Annotated in this window: 23 protein-coding genes and 1 pseudogene; 8 read left to right on the top strand and 16 right to left on the bottom strand. The window is 72.2% G+C overall.

Going from position 1 to position 22,103, the window contains the following annotated elements; translation table 11 throughout:
- Nucleotides 1-1,197, bottom strand: coding sequence for a sensor histidine kinase (locus OG730_RS34525; protein WP_327307903.1), 1,197 nt, complete (start codon nt 1,195-1,197; stop codon nt 1-3).
- Nucleotides 1,198-1,305: 108 nt separating this feature from the next.
- Here OG730_RS34525 and OG730_RS34530 point away from each other — a divergent pair, with 108 nt between their 5' ends.
- Nucleotides 1,306-2,217, top strand: coding sequence for an ABC transporter ATP-binding protein (locus OG730_RS34530; RefSeq protein WP_327307904.1), 912 nt, complete (start codon nt 1,306-1,308; stop codon nt 2,215-2,217).
- A gap of 26 nt (nt 2,218-2,243) precedes the next feature.
- Nucleotides 2,244-2,993: an ABC-2 transporter permease family protein gene (locus tag OG730_RS34535; protein ID WP_327307905.1), complete on the top strand. Its 750-nt coding sequence runs from the start codon at nt 2,244-2,246 to the stop codon at nt 2,991-2,993.
- A 102-nt stretch (nt 2,994-3,095) separates the two neighbouring features.
- On the opposite strand, the gene OG730_RS34540 is transcribed toward OG730_RS34535, so the two are convergent.
- From OG730_RS34540 to OG730_RS34575, 8 genes and pseudogenes are all read right to left on the bottom strand, one after another.
- A complete protein-coding gene (locus OG730_RS34540) occupies nt 3,096-3,725 on the bottom strand; it encodes an HAD family hydrolase (protein ID WP_327307906.1) in 630 nt (209 codons plus the stop codon).
- A pseudogene (locus OG730_RS34545) lies at nt 3,709-3,918 on the bottom strand (IS5/IS1182 family transposase); the annotation flags it as partial. The gene OG730_RS34540 and the pseudogene OG730_RS34545, both read right to left, overlap by 17 nt.
- Before the next feature lie 497 nt (nt 3,919-4,415).
- Entirely contained in the window at nt 4,416-5,051 is a 636-nt protein-coding gene (locus tag OG730_RS34550; protein ID WP_327307907.1) for a VOC family protein, read from the bottom strand.
- Between the two features lie 128 nt (nt 5,052-5,179).
- Complete coding sequence (gene mug / locus OG730_RS34555; RefSeq protein ID WP_327309546.1) at nt 5,180-5,740, bottom strand: G/U mismatch-specific DNA glycosylase; 561 nt, start codon at nt 5,738-5,740, stop codon at nt 5,180-5,182.
- Nucleotides 5,737-7,170: an adenylosuccinate lyase gene (gene purB / locus OG730_RS34560; RefSeq protein ID WP_327307908.1), complete on the bottom strand. Its 1,434-nt coding sequence runs from the start codon at nt 7,168-7,170 to the stop codon at nt 5,737-5,739. The genes mug and purB overlap by 4 nt, the downstream gene beginning before the upstream one ends.
- 160 nt (nt 7,171-7,330) lie before the next feature.
- Nucleotides 7,331-8,122, bottom strand: a complete 792-nt coding sequence (locus OG730_RS34565) for an SGNH/GDSL hydrolase family protein (RefSeq protein WP_327307909.1) — start codon at nt 8,120-8,122, stop codon at nt 7,331-7,333.
- Nucleotides 8,123-8,206: 84 nt separating this feature from the next.
- A complete protein-coding gene (locus tag OG730_RS34570; protein ID WP_327307910.1) occupies nt 8,207-9,226 on the bottom strand; it encodes a hemolysin family protein in 1,020 nt (339 codons plus the stop codon).
- Nucleotides 9,223-10,563: a hemolysin family protein gene (locus OG730_RS34575; RefSeq protein ID WP_327307911.1), complete on the bottom strand. Its 1,341-nt coding sequence runs from the start codon at nt 10,561-10,563 to the stop codon at nt 9,223-9,225. Before OG730_RS34575 ends, OG730_RS34570 begins: the two co-directional genes overlap by 4 nt.
- A 368-nt stretch (nt 10,564-10,931) precedes the next feature.
- Between OG730_RS34575 and OG730_RS34580 the strand changes: the two genes are divergently transcribed.
- The gene (locus OG730_RS34580) at nt 10,932-11,363 is read left to right on the top strand and encodes a GNAT family N-acetyltransferase (RefSeq protein WP_327307912.1); all 432 of its coding nucleotides are present in this window, start codon (nt 10,932-10,934) and stop codon (nt 11,361-11,363) included.
- Nucleotides 11,364-11,448: 85 nt separating this feature from the next.
- Here OG730_RS34580 and OG730_RS34585 read toward each other — a convergent pair whose 3' ends face one another.
- From OG730_RS34585 to bioB, 4 genes are all read right to left on the bottom strand, one after another.
- A complete protein-coding gene (locus tag OG730_RS34585; RefSeq protein ID WP_327307913.1) occupies nt 11,449-12,315 on the bottom strand; it encodes a DMT family transporter in 867 nt (288 codons plus the stop codon).
- Between the two features lie 134 nt (nt 12,316-12,449).
- Nucleotides 12,450-13,151, bottom strand: coding sequence for a dethiobiotin synthase (bioD, locus tag OG730_RS34590; protein WP_327307914.1), 702 nt, complete (start codon nt 13,149-13,151; stop codon nt 12,450-12,452).
- 1 nt (nt 13,152) lies between these two features.
- A complete protein-coding gene (locus OG730_RS34595; protein ID WP_327307915.1) occupies nt 13,153-14,490 on the bottom strand; it encodes an adenosylmethionine--8-amino-7-oxononanoate transaminase in 1,338 nt (445 codons plus the stop codon).
- On the bottom strand, nt 14,483-15,775 hold the full coding sequence (gene bioB, locus OG730_RS34600; protein WP_327307916.1) for a biotin synthase BioB: 1,293 nt from the start codon (nt 15,773-15,775) through the stop codon (nt 14,483-14,485). The genes OG730_RS34595 and bioB overlap by 8 nt, the downstream gene beginning before the upstream one ends.
- A 158-nt stretch (nt 15,776-15,933) precedes the next feature.
- Here bioB and OG730_RS34605 point away from each other — a divergent pair, with 158 nt between their 5' ends.
- Nucleotides 15,934-17,109, top strand: a complete 1,176-nt coding sequence (locus OG730_RS34605) for an 8-amino-7-oxononanoate synthase (RefSeq protein ID WP_327307917.1) — start codon at nt 15,934-15,936, stop codon at nt 17,107-17,109.
- Between the two features lie 44 nt (nt 17,110-17,153).
- On the opposite strand, the gene OG730_RS34610 is transcribed toward OG730_RS34605, so the two are convergent.
- On the bottom strand, nt 17,154-17,375 hold the full coding sequence (locus OG730_RS34610; RefSeq protein WP_327307918.1) for a DUF397 domain-containing protein: 222 nt from the start codon (nt 17,373-17,375) through the stop codon (nt 17,154-17,156).
- Nucleotides 17,376-17,387: 12 nt separating this feature from the next.
- The gene (locus tag OG730_RS34615) at nt 17,388-18,275 is read right to left on the bottom strand and encodes a helix-turn-helix domain-containing protein (protein WP_327307919.1); all 888 of its coding nucleotides are present in this window, start codon (nt 18,273-18,275) and stop codon (nt 17,388-17,390) included.
- Nucleotides 18,276-18,472: 197 nt separating this feature from the next.
- Here OG730_RS34615 and OG730_RS34620 point away from each other — a divergent pair, with 197 nt between their 5' ends.
- The gene (locus OG730_RS34620; protein ID WP_327307920.1) at nt 18,473-18,931 is read left to right on the top strand and encodes an ATP-binding protein; all 459 of its coding nucleotides are present in this window, start codon (nt 18,473-18,475) and stop codon (nt 18,929-18,931) included.
- 120 nt (nt 18,932-19,051) lie between these two features.
- On the opposite strand, the gene OG730_RS34625 is transcribed toward OG730_RS34620, so the two are convergent.
- The gene (locus tag OG730_RS34625; RefSeq protein ID WP_327307921.1) at nt 19,052-19,441 is read right to left on the bottom strand and encodes a VOC family protein; all 390 of its coding nucleotides are present in this window, start codon (nt 19,439-19,441) and stop codon (nt 19,052-19,054) included.
- A gap of 304 nt (nt 19,442-19,745) precedes the next feature.
- Between OG730_RS34625 and OG730_RS34630 the strand changes: the two genes are divergently transcribed.
- Genes OG730_RS34630 through OG730_RS34640 form a run of 3 tightly spaced genes read left to right on the top strand, consistent with a single transcriptional unit; the run spans nt 19,746 to nt 22,088 of the window.
- Complete coding sequence (locus OG730_RS34630; protein ID WP_266876111.1) at nt 19,746-20,048, top strand: urease subunit gamma; 303 nt, start codon at nt 19,746-19,748, stop codon at nt 20,046-20,048.
- Between the two features lie 14 nt (nt 20,049-20,062).
- Nucleotides 20,063-20,374, top strand: a complete 312-nt coding sequence (locus OG730_RS34635; RefSeq protein ID WP_250740174.1) for an urease subunit beta — start codon at nt 20,063-20,065, stop codon at nt 20,372-20,374.
- Nucleotides 20,367-22,088 (top strand): urease subunit alpha, encoded by a 1,722-nt coding sequence (locus OG730_RS34640; protein ID WP_327307922.1) that lies wholly within the window; start codon nt 20,367-20,369, stop codon nt 22,086-22,088. Before OG730_RS34635 ends, OG730_RS34640 begins: the two co-directional genes overlap by 8 nt.
- Nucleotides 22,089-22,103: the final 15 nt, after the last annotated feature.

Raw genomic sequence — 22,103 nt, forward strand, 5'->3', positions numbered from 1 at the left:
TCAGCGTATTCGCTCCAGCGGCAGCCGCGTACGCACCCTCCAACCGCCCTTGTACGGCCCGGTCTCGGTGTTCCCGCCGAGCAGCGCCGCCCGCTCCCGCATCCCGCGCAGTCCGGTGCCGCCTCCGGTGATGACGGAAGGCCGGTCCGGCAGCGGATTGGTCACCTCCAGGTCCAGGCGGTCGGCGACCATGCCGATGCGCACCTTCACCGGTACGGGGCCGCAGTGCCGCAGCACATTGGTGAGCGCCTCCTGCAGGATCCGGTACCCCTCCTGGCTCACCGGGTCGGGCAACTTGTCCAGGGGGCCGATCAGTTGCGCGTCGACGATGGCGCCGGAGGCGCGCGCGGACTCGAACAGCCGGTCGGCCTCTACCAGGGTCGGCCGCTGCGACGGCCGCTGACCGGACTCGCGCAGGACGCGCAGCACCCGGTCCAGGTCCTCCAGCGCGGCCCGGCCCGTCTCCTCGATCGCGCTCAGCGCACGGTCGGTGAACTCGGGATCGCCGGCCGCCCGCGCCGCGCCCGCCTGGACGACGGCCACGGTCAGGGCGTGGCCGATGGAGTCGTGCAGCTCCCGCGCGATGCGGGTGCGCTCCAACAGCTGCTCGGTCCGCGCCTCCAGGGCCGTGAGCCGTTCCGCGGCCGAGGGTCCCAGCAGCCGGCGGGCGATGGCCGTGATCATGTCGCCGAGCAGGACCACGAGGACGATCAGGAGGACCGGCGGCAGCGGAGCCAGCGCCCACGCGGCCCAGGCCGGGAATCCGGCGGGTATCACATTCTCCTGGGTGACCCTGCTGCCGAGTCCGGCCGTGACCAGCTGGACCGTCAGCACCGGCAGCCACACCGTGGCCATCATCGTGGCCAGGGAGACGACGAGCCGTATCTCCAGCCACAGCAAGGTCCGCCAGCGGTCGCTCCAGGTCTGGGATCCGGCGGTGCTGAAGCTGGGCTCCCCGGGCTCCTCCCGCCTGCCCCGGACATTGCGCTCGGAGGGAGCGAGGAGGAACTGCGCCTGGAGCCCTTCCGCCACCCGCATCCAGGGCAGCAGTCCCAGCGGTATGACGATGACGAGCGGTACCCACGGAGCCGCGGGCTCTATGAACATCCAGACGGCCAACATCAGGATGGGCACGCACAGATGCACCCAGCGCGAGTAGGTCACTGGGCGCAGAGCGGCGCGGAACAGTCGGTGCATCCCCTCATCGTCGCAGCTCGGGGCGGTGCGACTCCTCCCCCACGTGGGGGAGAAGGAACCCTCGCATGGGGGAGGAAGAGAGGTGGGGCCGACGGCGAACCTTGAGACATGAACAGCATCGAGATCCGAGAACTGACCAAGGAGTTCGGCCGCACCCGGGCCGTGGACCACCTCACCTTCGATGTCATGCCCGGCCGTGTCACCGGCTTCCTCGGGCCCAACGGGGCCGGGAAGTCGACCACGATGAGGCTGCTGCTGGGCCTGGACCGGATCACCTCCGGGACGGCCACCATCGGCGGCCGGCGGTACACCGAACTCCCCGATCCCCTCCACCGGGTCGGGGCCCTGCTGGACGCGCAGTCGGCGCACGGCGGCCGCACGGCCCGGGACCACCTGCGCTTCCTCGCCGCCGCCAACCGCATTCCGATGAGCCGGGTGGAGGAGGTCCTGGAGCAGTCCGGAATCGCTCCGGCTGCCAAGCGGCGGATCAAGACCTTCTCCCTGGGCATGCGTCAGCGCCTCGGCATAGCGGCCGCCCTGCTCGGAGACCCCGAAGTGCTGCTCCTGGACGAGCCCACCAACGGCCTCGACCCCGAGGGCATCATCTGGATCCGCGAGCTCATGCGCGGCCTGGCCGCCGAGGGCCGCACGGTCCTCGTCTCCAGCCACCTGATGACCGAGACCGCGGCCCTCGTCGACCACCTGGTCGTGCTCGGGCGGGGCAGGCTGCTGGCCGACACCTCCATAGAGGAGTTCATCGACTCCCGCAGTACCCCGAGGGTGCGCCTGCGCACCACGGACCCCGTCCGGCTCCGGGCCACCCTGGCCCGGGACGACTTCGAATTGGTCACCGCCGAGGGCGGGCGGTGGACCGTGGACGGCATGCAGGCCGAGCAGCTCGGCGTCATCGCCGCCCGCGAAGGCATCCCGATGCTGGAACTGATCGACGAGCGGGCCTCGCTGGAGCAGGCCTACCTCGATCTCACGGCGGACAGCGCTCAGTTCGCCGCCACCCACTGACTCATCCCCTTCAAGGAGGCCTCCCCATGAGCACCGCTCTGCCCACCGTCCCCGTCCTGCACTCGGAATGGATCAAGATACGGTCCCTGCGCGGCACCTTCGGAGCGCTGATAGCCGTCTTCGTCGCCACGGTGGGCATCCAGGTACTGACGGCCTCGCTCATCGGCGACGTAGAGGCCGGCAGCATGGGGGACGATCCGCTCCTCGCGGCCTTCTACAGCCTCAACTTCGGCCAGGTCGCCGCCTTCGCCTTCGGTGCGACCGCGCTGTCGTCCGAGTTCCACAACGGCGCCCTGCGCACGTCGCTCGCGGCCGTACCGAACCGGGCGCGGCTCTACCTCTCGAAGATGGCCGTGATCGGCGGGCTGGCCTTCGTGGTGGGACAGCTCACCGCACTGGCCACCTTCCTCGGCGGACAGCGGTTCATGGGCCCCTACACCCTGGAACTCGGCAGCCCGGGCACCTACCGCGCCGTCTTCGGCTGCGGTGCGTACCTCGCGGTGATGGCCCTGCTGTCGGCCGGACTGACGGCGGCGCTGCGCAGCGCTTCGGCCGTCCTGTGCCTTCTCATACCCTTCACGCTGATCGTGTCGTTCATCCTCGCGGCGCAGGCGGGGGGCATCGCCCAGTACCTGCCGGACCGTGCGGGTCAGATGATGATGCGGCTGGACACCTCGGTGGGCCTCGCCCCGTGGGTTGGCTTCGGGGTCATGGTCCTGTGGGCGCTGGTCGCGGTGGGCGGCGGCTGGCTGGCGATCCGGCGGCGGGACGCCTGACGCCGGAGCGGCTCGGCGGGGTGGGCCGGCTCCCCCCTCGAGGCGGTCCGTTCCGGTAGCCGGGCTGACCCCGCCGGACTGCGGCGGGGTCAGCGGGCGGGGTCAGTATGCGGCGAGGAGGGCGGGCAGTTGGCGCATGTCGTCGAAGACGACGGTTCCCGGGCCTTCGAGCCGATCGGCGGCGGTGAGACCGCCGGCGTAGCCGCAGGCGCGCATTCCGGCGGCGCGGGCCGCCTGGACGCCGGGCCGGCTGTCCTCGACGACCGCGCAGGCGGCGGGATCCACACCCATCCGCTCCGCGGCGTACAGGAACAGGTCCGGAGCGGGCTTGCCGCGGGCGACCTCGGTGGCGCTGTGGATGCGGCCCGCGAAGCGTGGGTAGAGGCCGGTGCGGCCGAGGGTGTGGCGCATCTTCTCGTGCGAGCCGCTGGAGGCGACACAGACCGGCAGGGTGATCGCGTCGAGCGCCTGGGGCAGTCCCTCCACGGGCGACAGCCCCGAGTCCACCGCCTCCCGGTGGAGTTCCTCGAAACGGTCCCACCAGCGGGCAGCCACCTCGGGACCGAGCCGGTCGGTGATCTGCTCGCGGATGGAGAGCGAGGAGCGCCCGATGAACCGGTCGACGACCTCGGCCTCGGTGAGCGGCCAGCCGAACTCAGCCCCCAGGGCGACCTGGACGCGGGCGGCTATCCGTTCGCTGTCGACGAGGACCCCGTCACAGTCGAATATCACGAGCTCTATCGGCTTGCTGCCATTCGTTGATCGCGGCGACCAGGATGGTGGCCTCACGGCGGACCGCCAGCTTGCCGAACCGGGTGGCCACCGCCCGGTTCCGCTTCAGTCGGTTGATGCCGCACTCGACCGCGTGACGGGCCTTGTAGTCCTCACGGTCGAAGGCCGGAGGCCGCCCGCCGGACTCTCCCCGGCTCTCCGGCATGAGGGGGCGGGCGGTCCAGGCCGGCCCGGACGAGCCAGCGGCCGTTGGGGTGGGGCTGCCGACGGGCGGTGGCGTCCCGCCAACGTGCGGTGCGAACTTCTGACGTGCCCCTGAGCGCGTTCATCTCTTTCGGCCCCTGCACGATTCGGCATGACCCGGTGTCCTGGTCCACGAGGATGGGCCAGTTCCCCCCGATCCTGATCTGGCGTCCCTGCTCGTCTTTCGCCGTGGGAGACCAGGTGAAGCCGTAGGTGCCCGTGACGGCCGGGGTCGCCCACAGGCCGAGCCTGAAGGCCCACTCGTCCCAGCGGTCGGTCAGGGTCCGGCCGAACTCTTCCGCGAGTCTGCGTGCTTCGCGCTCTCCAAGAGGCCCTCTCCATCGCTCTCCACCACTTGAGAGAACTGACGGTACGGGACCGAAGCAGGCCAGACGTGCCGGCCGGGAGCGGCCGGCCGGCCGCTCCCGCGGGGCAGTCGGGCTCGGGTCAGATGGTGACCGGGCCGTGGGCGGTGGTGAACTCGACCGAGACCAGGCCCGGTTCCTCGTCCTCGATCCAGGTGACGTCGATCTGCTCGAGGGGGTGATCGGCCGGCTCGCCGAGGAATTCGGCGATGGAGGCCGCGTCGCCGGCGATGGAGACACCGTGGATGGTGGTGGAGGTGCGCGGGTCGGCGCTCGGGCGCTCCTCGATGGGGACCGACCACTGGAGGAAGTAGGGGAGTTGCGGGTCTTCCATCAGTTCCAGCAGGCCGATCTGCTTCCACCTCAGGTCGAACCCGTCGGGGCGGACCCGGTGGCCCTCCGCCGAGGTGCGGCCGAGGCGGGCCTCGACCGGGGCGATGTCGTCGACGGAGACCACCCAGCCGAGCCAGCCGCCGCCCTCGGCGGCGCGGCGCGCGACCGCTTGGCCGAAGGGCGCGCGGTCGGCGGCGGGGTGGTCGAGCGTGGTGACGACCTCGACGTAGGTGCCGCCGCTCAGCGGGAGGATGAAATTGCGGGTGCCGAATCGCGGGTGCACGCCCCCGTCGACGAAACCGGCGCCGAGGGCCGATCCGATCCACTGGATGGTGGAGACGAAGCTGTCGCGGGCCACCGCATAGGACACATGATCAAGTCGCACTTCGTCATCATGACCCGGCGACCCGCGCACATCCCGGCGCCACGCCCGCCGCTCCGGCCGCGTCCGCCGTGGATTCAGCCGTGGAGCGGGTCGATCACCCTGCGCACCGCACTTCCAGGAGACAGGCTCTAGACGTCGGCTTCGGCAGGACCGGGGTGTTCGGCGGCCGCGCGGAGGCGGGCGTATTCCTGGGCCATTGAGGCGGCCGTCCAGTGGGCGTTGAGGCCGCTGGGGTTGGGCAGGGCCCAGATGCGGGTGGTGCCGATGGTGCGTTCCTGGGGGCCGATCCGGGCCTTCCGATCGCCGAAGGCGGTGCGGTAGGCGGTGACTCCGACCACCGCCAGCCACTGGGGGCGCAGGAGTTCCACCTTGGCCGTCAGGAGGCGGCCTCCCTCGCGGAACTCCTCAGCGCTCAGCTCGTCGGCGCGGGCCGTGGCGCGGGCCACGACGTTCGTGATGCCGAGGCGGTAGGTCAGCAACTCCTCCTGCTCGGAGGGGGAGAGCAGGCGCGGGGTGAAGCCCGACATGTGGAGGACCGGCCAGAAGCGGTTGCCCGGGCGGGCGAAATGGTGGCCCGTCGCGGCGGAGAGGAGGCCCGGGTTGATCCCGCAGAAGAGGACACGAAGACCGCCCGCGACCACGTCCGGGAGGACGCGGTCGCGGGCGGCGTTCAGCTCGTCGGGGGTCAGAGGATCGACCCGGGGGTGTAGCCCGCGGCCTCGGGGTGCTCCTTGGTGATCTCCTCGATGCGCGAGACCACCGCGGCGACCTGGTCGCCCGCCGCGCCGGTGAAGGAGAGCTTGTCGGCCATCAGGGCGTCCAGCTGGGCCCGGTCCAGCGGCATGCGCTCGTCGGCGGCCAGCTTGTCCAGCAGCTCGTTGCGCTCGGCACCCTGCTCGCGCATGGCGAGGGCGGAGGCCACCGCGTGCTCCTTGATGACCTCGTGGGCGGACTCGCGGCCGACCCCGGCCCGCACGGCGCCCATCAGGACCTTGGTGGTCGCGAGGAACGGGAGGTAGCGGTCCAGTTCGCGGGCCACGACGGCGGGGAAGGCGCCGAACTCGTCGAGGACCGTCAGGAAGGTCTCCATCAGGCCGTCGAGAGCGAAGAACGCGTCGGGCAGCGCGACCCGGCGGACCACGGAGCAGGAGACGTCGCCCTCGTTCCACTGGTCGCCGGCCAGCTCGCCGGTCATCGACGCGTAACCGCGCAGGATGACCATCAGGCCGTTCACGCGTTCGCAGGAGCGGGTGTTCATCTTGTGCGGCATCGCGGACGAGCCGACCTGGCCGGGCTTGAAGCCCTCGGTCACCAGCTCGTGGCCGGCCATCAGGCGGATCGTCTTCGCGATGGAGGAGGGCGCGGCGGCCAGCTGCACCAGGGCGGTGACCACGTCGTAGTCGAGCGAGCGCGGGTAGACCTGGCCGACGGAGGTGAAGGCCTGGCCGAAGCCGAGGTGGGCCGCGATGCGCTGCTCCAGGTCGGCCAGCTTCGCGGCGTCGCCGCCCAGCAGGTCGAGCATGTCCTGAGAGGTGCCGACCGGGCCCTTGATGCCGCGCAGCGGGTAGCGGGTGAGCAGGTCGTCCAGGCGGCCGTACGCGACCAGCAGCTCGTCGGCGGCGGTGGCGAAGCGCTTGCCCAGGGTGGTCGCCTGAGCGGCGACGTTGTGGGAGCGGCCGGCCATGACCAGCTCGGCGTGCTCGCCGGCCAGCTTGCCGAGGCGGGCGAGGACGGCGACCGAGCGGTCACGGATCAGTTCCAGCGAGAGCCGGATCTGGAGCTGCTCGACGTTCTCGGTGAGGTCGCGGGAGGTCATGCCCTTGTGGACGTGCTCGTGTCCGGCGAGGGCGTTGAACTCCTCGATGCGGGCCTTCACGTCGTGCCGGGTGATCTTCTCACGCTCCGCGATGGAGGCGAGATCGACGGTCTCCAGCACGCGCTCGTAGTCGGCGAGGGCCGCGTCGGGGACCTCGATGCCGAGATCCTTCTGGGCGCGGAGCACGGCGAGCCACAGCCGCCGCTCCAGCGTCACCTTGTACTCGGGGGACCACAGGACGGCGAGCTCCGCGGAGGCGTAGCGGCCGGCCAGGACATTGGGGATGCGGGGCTTGGCAGTCACGTGTAGGGATTCTACTTGGGCCTCGGCTGTGCGTTTACGCAGGTAGGGGACCCGGCCGGGATTGTGCCTTGCTACGAGAGCCGACGGGGGACCGGCGGGGGACCGTGAGGGCCGCCCGGAGCGGCCGGGGGCGGCCGGCTGTGCGCCCCCGCCCGGCCGGTCACACGAGCCGGTCGGCCGCCGGAGCCTCGTACGGCAGCAGTGCCGGGCGCTTGGCGGGCCGGCCGTCGCCGCTGGAGCGGCCCGTCAGGCGGCGGCCGACCCAGGGGAGCAGGTGCTGCCGGGCGAAGCTGAGGTCCTGCGAGCGGCGCGCCGTCCAGCCGGGAGGGACGGCGGGCGGCAGTTCGGCGTTCCAGTCCGCCTCGGGCGGCAGGCCCAGCGTCTGCCAGACCGCCTCCGCGACCCTGCGGTGGCCCTCGGCCGTCAGGTGCAGCCGGTCCACGTCCCACATCCGCGGGTCGCCGAGCGCGGAGGACCCGTACAGGTCGACCACGAGGGCGCCGTACCGCGCGGCGAGCTCCTCGATGATGACGAAGAGCTCCTCCATACGCGGGCGGAAACGTTCCATCACGGGGCCGCTGCGACCCGGCGAGCGCATCAGGAGCAGCGTCCCGCAGGAGGGTGCCAGCAGGCCGACGGCCTCCTCCAGGTGCCCGCGCACCCGGCCCATGTCCACCTTGGGGCGCAGGGTGTCGTTCAGCCCGCCGACCAGGGTCACGACGTCGGCGCCCATCTCGGCGGCCGCGGGCGCCTGCTCCCCGGCGATCTGCCCGATCAGCTTGCCGCGGACCGCGAGGTTCGCGTAGCGGAAGCCCGGCTCGCGGGCGGCGAGGCGGTCGGCGAGCAGATCGGCCCAGCCCCGGTAGGAGCCGTCGGGCAGCAGGTCCGACATGCCCTCGGTGAAGGAGTCGCCGACCGCGACAAAACTGGTGTAACGCGCATTCATCTCCATGGCGGGAGCGATGCTACCGCGCGGTACCCCCACCCCGCAGGCGGGGCCGGGGGTACCGCGCGCACCCGTGCCGGGCTCCGCCCGCTACGTGGCGGCCGGTCGGCCGAACAGCTCCCGCAGCACGTCCTCCATCGTGACCAGGCCCGTCATGACCCCGTCCGGCGCGAGCACCGCCGCCAGGTGCGTACGGCTGCGCCGCATCGCGGTCAGCACGTCGTCCAGCGGGGTCTCCGCCCGGACCTGCGCGATCGGCCGCAGCGCGGTGACCGGGAAGGGCTCGTCCCGCTCCGTCGCGTCCAGTGCGTCCTTGACGTGCAGGTATCCCAGGATCCGGCCCTGCGCGTCGATCATCGGGAACCGGGAGTACCCGGACTCGGCCGACAATCGCTCCAGACCGGCCGGTGTGATGCCCTCGCGGGCCGGAACCACCCGGTCCGCCGGCAGCACCACATCGGTCACGGGCCGCCGCCCCAGTTCCAGGGCGTCGTGCAGCCGCTCGCTCGCGCGGTCGTCGATGAGTCCCGCGTCGCTGGAGTCCTTGACGATCCGGGCCAGCTCGTCGTCCGAGAAGGTCGCCGCGACCTCGTCCTTGACCTCCACCCGCAGCAGGCGCAACAGGGTGTTGGCGAAGGCGTTGATCGCGAAGATCACCGGCTTCAGCCCCCGGGTGAGGGCCACCAGCGGCGGACCCAGCAGCAGCGCCGTCCGTACCGGCTCGGCCAGTGCCACGTTCTTCGGCAGCATCTCGCCGAAGAGCATGTGCAGGTACGTGGCCAGGGCCAGCGCCACCACGAAGGAGATCGCGTGGGTCAGCCCGGACGGCACCCCGAAGAAGTCGAAGGCCGGGGTCAGCAGGTGGGCGATGGCCGGCTCGGCCACCACGCCCAGCACCAGGGTGCACAGGGTGATGCCCAGCTGGGCCGCCGCCATGAGCGCCGACACGTGCTCCAGGCCCCACAGCACGGCGCGCGCCCTGCGGTCGCCCTGCTCGGCGTGGGTCTCGATCTGGCTGCGCCGTACGGAGATCATGGCGAACTCCGCGCCGACGAAGAAGGCGTTGACGACCAGGGTCGCCAGGCCGATCAGCAACTGGACGGCGGTCATCGGGCCTCCTCCACACCATCACCGGGGGTCGGTTCGGCCGGCACGTGCAACAGCACCCGCGCGGCCCGCCGCCCGCTCGCGTCCACCACGTCCAGGCGCCAGCCGTCGAGCTCCAGGCTGTCGCCCACCATGGGGATCCGCCCCAGCTCGGTCGCTATCAGGCCGGCCAGCGTCTCGTACGGGCCGTCCGGCACCCGCAGTCCGATCCGCTGGAGCTGGTCGGTGCGTGCGGAGCCGTCCGCGGAGAACAGGGTGCGCCCGGAGTCGTCCTCCCCGGCCGGGGCCAGGTCGGGGGTCTCGTGCGGGTCGTGCTCGTCGCGGACCTCGCCGACCACCTCTTCGACGATGTCCTCCAGCGTGGCCACACCGGCCGTGCCGCCGTACTCGTCGATGACCACGGCCATGGTCTGCTTCCCGGACAGCCGGTCCAGCAGCCGGTCCACGGTCAGCGACTCCGGTACGAGGAGGGGCTCGCGCAGCAGCTGCGACACCGGGGTGCGGTGCCGCTCCTCCGCCGGCAGGGCCAGTACGTCCTTGATGTGGACGGTGCCGACGACGCTGTCGAGGCTGCCCCGGTAGACGGGGAACCGGGACAGGCCCGTGGCGAGCGTCGCGTTCGCCACGTCCTCGGCGGTGGTCTGCAGGTCGAGGGCGGTGACCTGGACCCGCGGGGTCATGACGTTCTCCGCGGTCAGGTCCGCGAGGTTCAGGGTCCGCATGAACAGCTCGGCGGTGTCCTTCTCCAGGGCGCCGGCCCGCGCGGAGTGCCGGGCCAGGGCCGCCAGCTCCTGCGGGGTGCGTGCCGAGGCGAGTTCCTCGGCGGGCTCCATGCCGAACCGGCGCACCATGTGGTTCGCCGTGGTGTTCAGATGGCTGATGAAGGGCCTGAAGGCACGGCTGAAGACCCGCTGGAAGGTGGCGACCCGCTTGGCGACGGCCAGCGGGGAGGAGATCGCCCAGTTCTTGGGGACGAGCTCGCCCACGACCATCAGGACGACGGTCGACAGCACGGTGCCGAGGATCAGGGCGGTGGAGGACGCGGCTCCGGCGGACAGTCCCATGGCTTCGAAGGGGCCCTTGAGGAGGGCCGCGATCGAGGGCTTGGAGATCATGCCGATGACCAGGCCGGTCACGGTGATGCCGAGCTGCGCGCCGGAGAGCTGGAACGTCAGGCTGCGGACCGCGGTCAGGGCGCTGTCGGCGCCGCGCTCGCCGCGCTCGACGGCCCGTTCCAGTTCGCTGCGCTCGATGGTGGTCAGCGAGAACTCGGCCGCGACGAAGACTCCGCAGGCAAGGCAGAGCAGCAGCGCCACGACGAGCAGGAGCACTTCGGTCATCGGTCCTTCACCTCCGTCCCATGATCAGCCAGGAGGAGGGGTGTCGCGCGCTGTCGCGGACGGGAAGGGAGGGGACTGGGAGGCTCGCCCATGGACGGACGCTCACACCTTTCGTTCGGAGGGGGTACCGAGGGGAGAAGAGGAACAGCTGCCTACAGGGTAAAGGAAGAGCAAAGTGGGCGGATCGTTCCTTCGGCGGACCCGCCCGGCCCCGGGGGCGGGTGATGCCCCGATGGGACCGGATGTGAACGATCCTCGCATCCCGCCCGCGTCCGCGTCCGGGAGACCGGGCGCGGACGGGCCGGGGCCCGTCTCGCCAGACGGAAGTCGGTGGCGGGCCACCGGCCGTGCGTGCTTGGCTCCGGGACATGACCGATCTGCACATACGGGCCGCCCTGCCGGCCGACGCCGAGACCGTCCTCGCCTTCTGGAAGGAAGCCGCGGAGGGCACCTCGATCACGGACGACGCGGACGGCGTGTCCCGGCTCGTCACCCGAGACCCCGAGGCACTGATCCTCGCGGAGAGCGACGGGGTCCTGGTCGGATCCGTGATCGCCGGCTGGGACGGCTGGCGGGCGTCCCTGTACCGGCTCGCCGTACTGCCCTCCCGTCGTCGCCAGGGGATCGCCACGGCGCTCCTGGAGGCGGCCGAACGCCGCTTCGTCGCCGCCGGGGGCCGCCGCGGCGACGCGATGGTCCTCGAAGCGAACGAACGCGCGCAGCGGGCCTGGGCCGCGGCCGGCTACCACCGCGAGGACCACTGGCGGCGCTGGGTCAAGCCGCTGGTGGAGACGCCCTGACACCGGGATCCCGCTCCCGCGCCCGCTCCCGGCCCCCGCGCCGGCGAGGGGCGGGAGCGGCCCCCGGGGGGCCCGGGCCGCCGCGTCAGGTCGCGTCGGGTTCGGTGCCCGCGCCCTTCCTGGCCAGGGTGAGTACTCCGGCGCAGATCAGGGACAGGCCCAGCAACTGCGGCAGCAGCCACCAGTGGGCCCGGAGCCGTTCCTCGTACAGCAGCACGCCCAGGGCGACGCTCACGCCCGCGTCGCCGAGCGTCAGCGCCGGCTGCGAGGCGACCAGCGGGCCGCCCTGCATGGCGTGTTCGAGGAGCAGGAGGGCGCAGATGCCGGTAGCGGCGAAGGCGTAGGTCTCCCAGGTGCGCAGGAAGGCGCCGATGCCGTCGTCGTCGAGGACGTGCGTGGCCGACTTCATCAGCGCGGCGGTCAGCGCGTAGCAGACGGCGGTGGCCGCGCCGAGGCATCCGGCCCGCGTCCGGCCGGGCCGCCGCCGCAGGCCGGCCACGGCGAGCACCGCCACCGCGACCGCGCAGGCCGCCAGGGCCAGGACCCACCGGTCGGCCGGGACGTCGGTACGGTTCCCCGTCGGTGAGGCGGCCACCAGGACGATTCCGAGTCCGGCCACCACCGCTCCCACGGCCAGCCACAACGGCCCCGGCATCCGGGTCCGCGTCACCAGCGAGGCGATCAGCAGCGCGAGCGGCAGCTCCAGGACGAACAGGGGCTGTACGAGGGCCAGCGCGCCCGTGGCCAGCGCCACGGCCTGCCCGGCGCCGGCGGCGATCACCGCCAGGATCCCGCCGACCCAGAGGGGCTGGCGCAGCAGGTCGAGGACCAGCCCGAAGCGGAACCCGTCGCTCTGCGGCACGGTGAGCGCCGCCCGCCGCTGGAGGACGGTCGCGAGCGCGTTGCTGAGCGCCGCGAACAGCGCGAAGAGGACCGGCACGAGGAAGCCCACGCCCCGATCCTCATCCGCACCGCCGTCACGGCCCACCCCGACACCGTCGGGTGGCCGCGCGGCGGCGCCCGTTCCCCCGTCCGGCCGTACGGGCCCTGCCGCCCCGGTCCGCCCGCGGGGCCGCGGTGGCCGGGTCAGCCGGAGGGCGCCGTCCAGGTGCCGTGGAGGGCGGCGGCGAGCCAGTCGGGCGCCGAGGTGCGGAAGGCCGCCGGGGGCAGGGTGCCCGCGCCGGCCGGGACCGCGCCCAGGAGGGGGAGTCCGGAGACCGAGGGCAGGTCGGCCAGGTTGCAGCGGGCGGCCAGGTCGGGTTCGGCCGGCCAGCTGCCGATCACCACGCCCGGGGAGGTCAGGCCGCGGGCCCGGAGGGCCTCCGCCGTGAGGGCGGTGGAGTTGAGGGTGCCGAGGCCCGCCGGAGCCACGATCAGCACCGGGGCGCCGAGCAGTCGGGCCGCGTCCGCCAGGGTGTGGCCGGCCTCGTCGAAGCGGACCAGGAGGCCGCCCGCGCCCTCGACCAGGACCAGGTCGTGGGAGAGGGCGAGTTCGCGGGCCGTTTCCGCGATCCGCTCCGGGGAGAGCGTCGGGAGCCCCGAACGCCGGGCCGCCGTGTCCGGGGCCAGCGGCTCCGGATAGCGGGCCAGCTCCACCGCGGTGACGGCGGAGCCGGCCAGTCGGCCGACCTCCGCCGCGTCTCCGGGCTCGTCCGGGCCGACGCCCGTCTGGGCCGGCTTCAGTACGGCCACCGAGAGGCCCGCCGCGAGCGCCGCCGCCGCGACGGCCGAGGTGACGACCGTCTTGCCGATCTCGGTGCCCGTCCCCGAGACCATCAGGACCGCCATCTCAGGCCTCCCTCGCGGCCGCGACCACGGCCCGGCAGATGCGGGCCACGTCCGCGTCGCCCGTGACGAACGGCGGCATCGTGTAGATCAGGTCCCGGAACGGGCGCAGCCAGACGCCCTCCCGGACCGCCGCCGCCGTGGCGCGGGCCATGTCCACCGGGTGGTCGAGCTGGATGACGCCGATGGCGCCCTGGACCCGTACCTCCTGGACGCCCGGCAGCTCCGCGGCCGGGGCCAGGCCCTCCAGCAGGGCGGCCTCGATGCGCTTGACCTCGCCCTGCCAGTCCTGGCCGAGCAGCAGGTCGATGGAGGCCAGGGCCACCGCGGTGGCCAGCGGGTTGCCCATGAAGGTCGGCCCGTGGGCCAGGACCGGGACCTCGCCCCGAGAGATGCCGTCCGCGACCCGCTCCGTGCAGAGCGTCGCGGCGAGGGTGAGGTAACCGCCGGTCAGGGCCTTGCCCAGGCACATCACGTCCGGGGTGATCCCGGCGTGGTCGGCGGCGAACAGCGCGCCCGTACGGCCGAAGCCGGTGGCGATCTCGTCGAGGATGAGCAGCACGTCGAACTCGTCGCACAGCTCGCGCAGCACCCGGAGGTAGCCCGGATTGTGGAAGCGCATGCCGCCCGCGCCCTGGACGACCGGCTCCACGATCACGGCCGCCAGTTCGTCCGCGTGCGCGGCGAACAGGGAGCGCAGGTGGGCGGCGTAGGACTCGTCGACCGGAGCGGAGAAGCCGCTCGGCGGGGCGTCCGCGAAGAGCTGGCGCGGGAGGATCCCCGACCACAGCTCGTGCATGCCGCCCTCGGGGTCGCAGACGGCCATCGGCTGCCAGGTGTCCCCGTGGTAGCCGCCCCGCCAGGTCAGCAGGCGGCTCTTCCCGGGGCGCCCCACCGAACGCCAGTACTGGAGGCACATCTTCACCGCGACCTCGACGGAGACCGAGCCGGAGTCGGCGAGGAAGACGTGCTCCAGACCGGCCGGGGTGAGCTCGACGAGCCTCGCGGCCAGCCGGACGGCGGGCTCGTGGGTGAGCCCGCCGAACATCACGTGCGACATCCGGCCGAGCTGGCCGGTGACCGCCTCGTTCAGCGCCGGGTGGTTGTACCCGTGGATCGCCGACCACCAGGAGGACATGCCGTCGACCAGCTCGTCGTGTCCCTGCGAGGGCTCGGCCAGCCGGAGGCGGACCCCCGAGGCGGAGGCGACGACGAGCGGCTCCTGCCGCCCGGGCATCGGGCCGTACGGGTGCCATACGTGCTGCCGGTCCAGCGCGAGCAGTTCGGCGGCCGGCAGCGCGTCGGGCGAGCCCGTCTCCGAGGGCCCCGCCTGATCAGGCATTGGGAGCGAGATCCGTTCCCGCACCGCGGCGGCGCACCGCCACCAGACCGGGCCGGACCTCACCCGCTTCGGCCTGCGCCGGTACGGGTCCGTCGGCCGGAGCGGCCACGGAGGCCGCTACGGGGGCCTCGTGCCCGGCGTGCCCCGAGCAGCCGCCGCACGCCGAGCCGCAGCCGGCCTCGTCCGCCGTGGCGGAGGAGCCGCAGACAGAGGCGCCGGAGCCCGGGGCGCCGGAGCCCTTCGAACCGCAGCCCCCGGCGGTGGCCGCCGCCGCGATGTCGGAGCGGTGCGCGGGAAGGGTCGTCGTACCGGCGCCCTCCACCTCGAAACCGGCGTCCGCGATCATCTCGAGGTCGGCCTGTCCGGCCTGGCCCTCACTGGTCAGGTAGTCGCCCAGGAAGATCGAGTTCGCCACGTGCAGCGCCAGCGGCTGCAGGGTGCGCAGGTGCACCTCGCGGCCGCCCGCGATGCGGACCTCGACGTCGGGGCAGACGAAGCGGACCATCGCGAGGATGCGCAGGGCGCGCTGCGGGGTGAGGTTCCACTCCTTGGCGAGCGGGGTGCCCTCGAAGGGGATCAGGAAGTTGACCGGGACCGAGTCGCTGTCGAGCTCGCGCAGCGCGTAGACGACGTCGACGAGGTCCTCGTCGCTCTCGCCCATGCCCGCGATCAGGCCCGAGCAGGCCGACAGACCGGCGGCGTGCGCCTTCTGCACCGTGTCGACCCGGTCCGCGTAGGTGTGGGTCTTGGTGATCTGGCCGTACGTGGCCTCGGAGGTGTTCAGGTTGTGGTTGTAGGCATCCGCGCCCGCGTCCTTCAGGCGCTCGGCCTGGCCGTCCGACAGCAGACCGAGGCAGGCACACACCTCGACGCCCTCGTTCTGCTCCTTGATGGCCGCGATCGTCTTGCCGACACGGTCCACGTCGCGGTCCGTCGGACCGCGTCCGCTCGCCACCAGACAGACCCGCTTGGCCCCGCCGGCTACGCCCGCGGCCGCGGCCTGGGAGGCCTCCTCGGGCTTCAGCCACGTGTACTTGAGGATCTCGGCCTTCGATCCCAGGCGCTGGGAACAGTACGAGCAGTCCTCGGGGCAGAGCCCCGACTTCAGGTTGACCAGGTAGTTCAGCTTGACCCGGCGTCCGAACCACTGTCGGCGCACCTTGCCGGCCGCGGCCACCACGTCGAGCAGTTCGTCGTCAGAGGTCGCCAGCACGGCGAGTGCCTCTTCGCGGGTCGGCAGCTCACGCCGCAGCCCCTTGTCCACGAGGGTGTTCAGCAGGTCCATGATGCCGATCCTGTCCCACACGGGTACTCCCGGCCAAGGAGAGATCGAACAACATGGCCGGAAGAGAGTGTGTGTATCGCCACACCTGACGCAGGGGTCACGGACGGTTAGGGTCGGGCAGGTCTGTGGACTGCCGACAAAAAAGCCGAGGACCGTCGATGCCGCACCAGCACATCCCCGCCCCCGTGGACGTCTTCTCCTGGATCGACGACGCGGAGCAGGCCCGGGAGCAGGCCGGACTCGTCCGGACGCTGCGCCCGCGTCCGGCCGCCTCCCCGCTCCTGGACCTCGCGAGCAACGACTACCTCGGACTGTCGCGGCACCCCGAAACGGTGCGGGGAGCCAGCGAGGCGGCGGAGCGCTGGGGCGCCGGAGCCACTGGATCACGTCTGGTCACGGGTACGACCGAACTTCATGCGGAGCTCGAGCGGGAGCTGGCGGCCTTCTGCGGGTTCGAGGCCGCGCTGGTGCTCTCCTCCGGATACGCGGCCAACCTGGCCGCCGTCACCGCGCTCAGCGACCGGGGCACCCTGGTGGTCTCGGACGCGGGCAACCACGCCTCGATCGTGGACGGCTGCCGGCTGTCGCGCGCCGAGACCGCCGTCGTCCCGCACTCCGACCCGGACACCGCGCGCAAGACCCTCGCCGCCCACCGGGGGCGGGCGCTGCTGGTCACCGACTCGGTGTTCTCGGTCGACGGGGACGCCGCCCCGCTCGCGGCCCACGCCGAGGCCTGCCGGGAGCAGGGCGCGGCCCTGCTCGTGGACGACGCGCACGGCCTCGGGGTCCTGGGCGAGGGCGGCCGCGGGGCGCTGCACGCCGCCGGGCTCGCGGGGGCCCCCGGGGTGGTCGCGACGCTCACCCTCTCGAAGTCCCTGGGCAGCCAGGGCGGCGCGGTGCTCGGCCCGGCCAAGGTGATCCGGCACCTGGTCAACACGGCGCGGACCTTCATCTTCGACACCGGGCTGGCCCCGGCCGCGACGGGCGCCGCACTGGCGGCCCTGCGCCTGCTGGAGCGGGAACCGGAGCGCGCGGACCGGGCCCGCGCGGTGGCCGCCGAACTGTACGGGCGGCTCACCGCGTCCGGCCTGACCGCGGCCCGGCCGGACGCGGCCGTGGTGTCGGTACGGGCCCCGTCGGCCTCGGCGGCACTGCGCTGGGCCGCCGACTGCCGCGAGGCAGGTCTGTCCGTGGGGTGCTTCCGGCCGCCGTCGGTGCCGGACGGCATCTCCCGGCTGCGACTGACCGCGCGGGCGGATCTCACGGGGGCGGAGATCAGCCGTGCGGTCGGGACGATCCTGGGGACCGCTCCGGCCGGAGCCACGGACCGCTGAACGGAGCCGCTACGGGCGCTCCGGCGTTCGTGAGAGCCGCGTTCCTACGTCCCGAGATCCGCGCGAACGCAGACGAGGAAGCCGTCCCAGGCATGCCCGGTGAAGAGCACAGCCGGGCCGTCCGCCCGCTTGGAATCGCGGACGGCGAGCAGGCCGCCGCTGAGGACGGCCGTTTCCACACAGTTGTTCATTCCGGTGCTGCGGCTGCTTCGCCGCCACCGCGCGCTGTTCAGAAGTCCGCCTGTGGATAAGGGGGTTGCGGACACGGGGGTGCCTCCTTACGCGTCGTCAGCGAGGGCGCTGATGAGATCCGACGAGTCGCGGGGCGGGAGGGCGTGCGCCTGGATGGTGCGGAACGCGGCGCTGTACGCCTCAAGGTCTTCCTTCCGCTCCAGATAGAGGCTACTCGTCAAATGGTCGAGTACCACCACATCCAGATCGGCGATGTTCGGAAATGAGAAGATGACGAACGGTCCTGTCAGGCCGAGATGTCCCCCCACGCTGAACGGCAGTACCTGAAGCCGCACTTGGGGCAAACGCGCCACCTCCACCAGGTGCCTCAACTGTTCCTCCATCACCCCGGACCCGCCGATCGTGCGCCGCAGCACCGCCTCGTCGAGCACCGCGCTCAGCTCCAGCGGCGGATCGGCCCGCAGGACGGACTGACGCGCCAGTCGTACGTCGACCAGCGCGTCCACCTTCGGCTCCGGCAGCCCGCCCAGCGCGGCCCGGGTCACGGCGCGCGCGTACCCGGGGGTCTGCAGCAGACCCGGCACCACCGACAGTTCGACGGTGCGGGCCGAGCGGGCACCCGCCTCCAGGCTGATGAAGTCCCGGTACTCCTGCGGCAGCAGCCCCCGGTAGTCGTGCCACCACTGGCGCCCGCGCCCGGTGTCGGCGTCCGGGGCGGGGCCCGCCGCCGAGGCCGAGAGGGCTTCCAGCAGGGCGCGCTGCTGCGCGCTCACGACGTCTTCCCCGTAGACGTCGAGCAGGATCCGGATGTCCTCCACCTTGACGCCGCTGCGCCCCGTCTCGATACGACTGATCTTCGACTGGTGCCATCCCGCCAGCCGGGCCGCCTCACCGCTGGTGAGTCCGGACCGGTCGCGAAGGGCACGCAGTTCCTCGCCGAGCTTGCGCCGACGCACTGCGGGACCGTGCTGCACACCCGCCTCCTTCCACCGGCACAGGTCGCACCAGTCTGCCGTCCAAATACGCTCTTCCGTAGCAGAGTTCACCGCATTGAGCGACAGATATATGCATATCTTGAGGGATCTGCGGAAACGGCGGGACGATGGGTGGCACTCTGGCGTCCAGCACAGATCCGGGGCGGCTTCGCCCCGGTGGGAAAGGGACCGTCGCCATGGCAGATCACCTGGAAGCATCCGTCACTCTGCCGAGCGATCCCGCCTCGGTCGCGGCCGCCCGCCGCTACGTCGCGGAGGTACTGGGTGAGTGGGGACTGTCCGACGGGACCGAAGCCGCCGACAGCATCCGGCTCATCGTCTCGGAACTGGCCACCAACTCCGTCCAGCACACCTTCGGGAAGTCGCCGACCTTCACGGTGGACATCCGCCTGGAGCGCGAGGAGTGGCTGCGCATCGGGGTCACCGACAGCCACCCGCGCTGGCCCAAGCGGCTCCCGGCCGCCGTCCAGCAGGACAACGGCCGGGGGATGGTCATCATCCGCTGGCTCGCCGCGGAGGCGGGCGGCCGGCTCTCGGTCAGCCCGACCGAGGACGGCGGCAAGACCGTGTGGATCGCCCTGCCCTGGACGGCCTCGGCCGCCGGCGCTCCGGCGAGGACCGCGACCGGCTGTTGACCGGCCGAGCGATCGCGGCGCCTCATCGGTTGAGCGGTTGCGGCACCTCACCGGCCGAGCGATCGCGGCACCTCCCCGGCTGAGCCGTCGCGGCACCTCCCCGGCCGAGCGGTCGCGGCGTCAGGACCCGGCGCGCTCCGCGGCGCTGCGCTCCATGCAGAACTCGTTGCCCTCAGGGTCGGCGAGCACGGCCCAGCCGGTACCGTCCTGCCGGCGCTGGTCGGAGACCAGCTTCGCGCCGAGCCCGAGCAGCCGCTCCACGTTCTCGTCGCGGGTGCCGGTGGTCGGCTGGATGTCCAAGTGGACGCGGTTCTTCCCGGACTTGCCCTCGGGCACCCGGATGAACAGCAGTCCGCTCACCCCCGGCTGCCCCGGCACGAGGGAGATCTCGGGGTCGTCCGCCAGGTCGTCCGGGTGGAGGGGCCAGCCGGTGACCTCGGACCAGAACCGCGCCAGCGCGTAGGGCTCCTGTGCGTCGAAGGTGATGTGGTGGACGGGGTTGACGAACATGCGGCTCCTCGTGAGCGGTTCCGTATACGGAACCGGGCGGTGCGGCGCCCGGAGTTGAACCGGGTACCTGCCCGAAACGTGGGTTAACTCAGCGGAAAAGCGCGGCACCTAGCGTGGCGGCCACGTTCCTTCCGTCAATGGTCACCCATGGGCCGGCAAAGCGGCGATGGGCGGGACGGAAAGCCTTTCCCTGTGTTGGGCAAGACACGCTTGGCTCGGATATGCGCAGGTCAACAAAGTGTTGACGGCCCATAGGGTCGGCTCGGCACGAGGTTGATCATGTCCCGGAAGCTTGGTGATTGCTGTGCAGCTGACCCCCCACGAGCAGGAGAGACTGCTCATCCACGTGGCCGCCGACGTGGCCGAGAGACGCAAGGCGCGGGGTGTGCTCCTCAACCACCCCGAGGTGATAGCCCTGATCACCGCACACATCCTCGAAGGAGCCCGCGACGGGCGGACGGTGGCCGAACTGATGGCCTCCGGGCGGACCGTGCTCTCCCGCGAGGAGGTCATGGAGGGGATACCCGAGATGATCCACGACGTCCAGGTCGAGGCGACCTTCCCGGACGGCACCAAGCTCGTCACCGTCCACGACCCCATCGTTTGAGAGCGAGTACCCGCATGATCCCCGGCGAAATCGCCTACGGGGACGGCCCGGTGCGCCTCAACGAAGGCCGGCCCGTCACCCGACTCACCGTGCTCAACGCCGCCGACCGGCCCGTCCAGGTCGGCTCGCACTACCACTTCGCCGAGGCCAACCCCGGCCTCGACTTCGACCGCACCGCCGCCCGCGGACTGCGCCTCGACATCGCCGCCGGCACCGCGGTCCGCTTCGAGCCGGGCATCCCGGTCGCCGTGGCCCTCGTACCGCTGGCGGGGCTGCGCACCGTGCCCGGACTGCGCGGGGAGACCGGAGGGCCGCTCGATGGCTGAGATATCGCGCCAGGTCTACGCCGACCTCTTCGGGCCCACCACGGGCGACCGGATCCGCCTCGCCGACACCGACCTCTTCGTCGAGATCGAGCAGGACCTCGCCGGCGGCCCCGGCCGGGCCGGCGACGAGGCCGTCTTCGGCGGCGGCAAGGTCATCCGCGAATCCATGGGCCAGGCCCGCACCACCCGGGCCGAGGGCGCCGCCGACACCGTCATCACCGGAGTGGTGATCCTCGACCACTGGGGCATCGTCAAGGCCGACGTGGGCATCCGCGACGGCCGGATCTGCGGCATCGGCAAGGCCGGCAACCCCGACACCATGGACGGCGTGGACCGCGCGCTGGTGATCGGCCCCGAGACCGAGATCATCGCCGGCAACGGGAAGATCCTCACCGCCGGCGCCGTCGACGCCCACGTGCACTTCATCTCCCCGACCGTGATCGAGGAGGCCCTGGCCTCCGGCATCACCACCCTCGTCGGCGGCGGCACCGGCCCCGCGGAGGGCACCAAGGCCACCACCGTCACCCCCGGGCCCTGGCACCTGGCCCGCATGTTCGCCGCGCTGGAGGCCTTCCCCGTCAACATCGGCCTGCTCGGCAAGGGCAACACCATGTCCCGCGAGGGCATGTACTCCCAACTGCGCGGCGGGGCGCTCGGCTTCAAGCTCCACGAGGACTGGGGATCCACCCCCGCCGTCATCGACGCCTGCCTCACCGTCTGCGAGGAGACCGGCGCCCAGGCCGCCATCCACACCGACACCCTCAACGAGGCCGGGTTCGTCGCCGACACCCTCGCCGCCATCGGCGGCCGGACCATCCACTCGTACCACACCGAAGGCGCCGGCGGCGGGCACGCCCCCGACATCATCACCGTGGTCTCGGAGCCGAACATCCTGCCCAGCTCCACCAATCCGACCCGGCCGCACACCGTCAACACCGTCGAGGAACACCTCGACATGCTGATGGTCTGCCACCACCTCAACCCCGCGGTCCCCGAGGACCTGGCCTTCGCCGAGTCCCGGATCCGGCCCTCGACCATCGCCGCCGAGGACGTCCTGCACGACCTCGGAGCCATCTCGATCATCTCCTCCGACGCCCAGGCCATGGGCCGCGTCGGCGAGGTGATCCTGCGCACCTGGCAGACCGCCCACGTGATGAAGAAGCGCCGGGGGTCCCTGCCCGGGGACGGGCCCGCCGACAACCACCGGGCCCGGCGCTACGTCGCCAAGTACACGATCAACCCGGCCGTCGCCCAGGGCCTGGCCCGCGAGATCGGCTCCGTCGAGACCGGCAAGCTCGCCGACCTGGTGCTGTGGAAGCCCGCCTTCTTCGGGGTCAAACCCGAACTGGTCATCAAGGGAGGCCAGATCGCCTACGCGCAGATGGGCGATGCCAACGCCTCCATCCCCACCCCGCAGCCGGTCCTGCCGCGCCCGATGTTCGGGGCGTACGGGCGGGCCCCCGGGCTCAACTCGGTCAACTTCACCGCCCAGGCCGCCCTCGACGACGGACTGCCCGAACGGCTCGGACTCGGAAAGGAGTTCGTCGCCATCGAGAGCACCCGCAAGGTGACCAAGGCGGACATGCGCAACAACGACGCCATGCCGAGGGTGGAAGTCGACGCCGACACCTTCACCGTCACCATCGACGGCGAGGTGGTGGAACCGGCCCCGGCGGCGGAACTCCCCATGGCCCAACGCTACTTCCTCTTCTGATGGGGCCTCTTCTGA

This window comes from Streptomyces sp. NBC_01298 (assembly GCF_035978755.1).
Classification (GTDB): Bacteria; Actinomycetota; Actinomycetes; order Streptomycetales; family Streptomycetaceae; genus Streptomyces.